General features: G+C 61.4%; 3 protein-coding genes and 1 pseudogene. All 4 read left to right on the forward strand.

Features of this window, described 5'->3' with window-relative positions; all coding sequences use genetic code 11:
- A pseudogene (locus tag AC1DUU_RS30255) lies at positions 1–202 on the forward strand (competence/damage-inducible protein A); the annotation flags it as partial.
- Between the two features lie 103 nt (positions 203–305).
- On the forward strand, positions 306–1145 hold the full coding sequence (locus tag AC1DUU_RS30260) for a universal stress protein (RefSeq protein ID WP_476787006.1): 840 nt from the start codon (positions 306–308) through the stop codon (positions 1143–1145).
- A gap of 117 nt (positions 1146–1262) precedes the next feature.
- Positions 1263–1760, forward strand: a complete 498-nt coding sequence (gene gpt, locus AC1DUU_RS30265; RefSeq protein WP_476787007.1) for a xanthine phosphoribosyltransferase — start codon at positions 1263–1265, stop codon at positions 1758–1760.
- Between the two features lie 155 nt (positions 1761–1915).
- Positions 1916–2172 (forward strand): NUDIX hydrolase (locus AC1DUU_RS30270; protein ID WP_476787008.1); only part of this gene is annotated, 257 nt, incomplete at its 3' end.

The following is a 2172-nucleotide window of genomic DNA, read 5'->3' on the forward strand; positions in this document are numbered from 1 at the left end:
CCCTTACGGCGAAGGCACCATCGGCGGGCCGCTCGGCGAGATCCAGAAAGCGCATCCCGACACGATCATCGGCTCCTATCCGAAATATCTCGACGGCAAGTTCTGGACCGAGCTTGTCGTCCGTTCGCGCTCCAGGGAAGCCATGGACGCCGCACGCGTTGCCATCGAGGCGATGCTTGCCGACATAGCAAAAACGGCGTGATCCCAAACACGCGAACCAATTGATCCAAGTCACATTGGAACAAGTATGGGCATGATAGTGTTTCTTTGCTGAGCGCATTTCAGCTCGCGCAAAGGAGGGTGCCATGCCGTTCAAGACAATCGTTGCCATCATCCAGAGCGAGCGCGATGTCGCCCGCGTGCTTGATGTGGCGATCCCTTTTGCCGAGCGGCATGAAAGCCACCTGATCGGCGTGCATGCCGAAGCGCTTGCCATGCCCTACACCACGGCTGTCGGCTTCCCCGACACCGAGTTCATCCAGGCCAATGCCGAGCTGTGCAAGGAGCGCGCCGAAAAGGTGCAAAAATCCTTCCTCGGCCGCATCGAAACATCCGGCGTGTCGTTCGAATGGCGCAGTTTTGAGAGCTTTTCCGGTGACAGCGCCCTATCAGGCGTCGAAAGCGCGCGCTGCGCTGATCTTGTGATTGTCGCCCAGGCCTCGCCCGACGCCAAGGATTCGATCGCAGCAGACATCGACTCCCTGATCTACGAAGCCGGTCGGCCGGTGCTGGTGGTACCCCATTCGGCGCCGCTGATCTCGACCTTCAGCAACATCCTGATTGCCTGGAACGGCAGCCGCGAGGCCGCACGAGCCGCCTTCGACGCTTTGCCCTTCATCCTCGAGGCGGATTCGACCGAGATCCTCGTCATCGACCCCGTCGAGACGGCAGCACTCAGCATGGAAACCGCCGGAGCAGAAATTGCAGCGGCCTTCGCCCGCCATGGAGCCAAGGTTTCGGTCAGCGTTGAAGAATCCCGTGGGCACACGGTCGACGCGGTCATTCACAACAAGGTGGTGGAAACCGGCGCCGACCTTCTGGTGATGGGCGCCTACAGCCATTCGTGGCTGCGCGAGTTCCTGTTTGGCGGTGTCACGCGCAACGTCCTGCAGGCCGGCGACGTGGCAATCTTGCTGTCTCGTTGAGCAAGCCCACGAAACTCGGCGCCCCGCCCTTGCCAAGGACGGGGCTTTCCGGCTAATTCCGCCTGCATTCCCCTATTTCCGCGCCATGTGGCGCGCCGAGCCGGAGTGCTGCGTCACATGTCCCTTCCCGAAAAAGCCTTTCCCGTATCCTGGGACCAGTTCCACCGCGATGCGCGTGCGCTCGCCTGGCGTCTTGCCGGTGTCAACCCGCAGTGGAAGGCGATCGTCTGCATCACCCGCGGTGGCCTTGTGCCGGCGGCCATCATCTCGCGCGAACTCGGCATCCGCCTGATCGAAACGATCTGCATCGCGTCCTACCATGACTACACCTCGCAGGGTCAGTTGCAGGTGCTCAAGGAAATCACGCCCTCCCTGCTCGAAGGCGAAGGCGAAAACGTTCTGATCGTCGACGACCTGACCGATACCGGCAAGACGGCGGCCATCGTCCGGGCGATGATGCCCAAGGCGCATTTCGCCACCGTCTACGCCAAGCCCAAGGGCCGGCCGCTTGTCGACACCTTCGTCACCGAAGTGTCGCAGGATACCTGGATCTATTTCCCCTGGGATCTCGGCTTCACCTACCAGAAGCCGATCGCCGACGACCACAAGGGCTGACCCGCAAGGTCGTCAGCCGAAGCTGCTCGAACGTTTCAACGCCCGGCCTTGTTCGCCGGGTGTTTTCATTAGGAGTCTATTTACTTTTGTTACGGAGAATTAACCGTACAATTTGTGACACGGCGCATGATTCTACAATTTGGGTAGGGCTGCCGATGCTGATGAAACCTGTCTATCACAACCACCTGGTCGAGCGGATTCGCCGACTGTTCGGCGCACCCGCCTGCAGGCTCCAGGTCGCCGCCCTCCCCTGGCACCGAACCTCCACCGGTATCGAGATCATGCTCATCACCAGCCGCGACACCGGCCGCTGGGTTTTACCCAAGGGCTGGCCGGAAACAGCCGAACGGCTGTGCGAGACAGCGGCGCGCGAAGCGAGCGAGGAAGCCGGCCTCAGCGGCTCGGTCGACAC

This window comes from Aminobacter sp. P4_H6_2 (assembly GCF_056400805.1).